The organism is Streptococcus sp. GMD5S, assembly GCF_000298715.2.
Taxonomy (GTDB): Bacteria; Bacillota; Bacilli; order Lactobacillales; family Streptococcaceae; genus Streptococcus.
In genome coordinates, this window is record NZ_AJRG02000060.1 from 1 (window position 1) to 615 (window position 615).

1 protein-coding gene is annotated in these 615 nt (G+C 40.0%); it reads right to left on the reverse strand.

Annotation, left to right across the window (positions count from 1 at the left end):
- Window positions 1–154: 154 nt before the first annotated feature.
- A partial coding sequence (locus GMD5S_RS0209795; protein WP_016893893.1) for an aminotransferase class IV occupies window positions 155–615 on the reverse strand: 461 nt, incomplete at its 5' end.

Consider the following 615-nt stretch of genomic DNA (forward strand, 5'->3'; position numbering starts at 1 on the left):
ATCCGTTAATTGAATTTCAATTTTCTTATCTTTTTTACTCATACTGTACCTCTTTTCACTTTTTCTATTGTACAAGAAAATGCTCAAACTAGCAAGAAAAAACTCCATTTCAGTCCTTACAACTGCTATGGAGTTCTTCTTTACTTCATGTCTTTTAGTCCACTTTGACAATCCATCCTTCAGGTGCATCTACATCACCAAATTGGATACCAGTCAATTCATCATAGAGTTTACGTGTCACAGGACCTACTTCTGTTTCACTATAGAAAACATGGAAATCATCGCCATGTTGGATGCCTCCAATTGGCGAAATAACCGCTGCTGTTCCACAAGCACCTGCCTCTACAAAACGATCCAAATTATCAATTGGAACATCACCTTCAATCGGAGTCAAGCCCAAGCGGTGTTCTGCCAAGTAAAGCAAAGAGTACTTGGTAATAGATGGCAAGATAGATGGACTCAATGGCGTAACAAATTCATTGTCTGCCGTGATTCCAAAGAAGTTGGCTGATCCGACTTCTTCTATCTTTGTATGAGTAGATGGGTCTAGGTAGATAACGTCTGAAAATTGGCGTGACTTGGCCATTTTACCTGGGAGGAGACTAGCAGCATAGT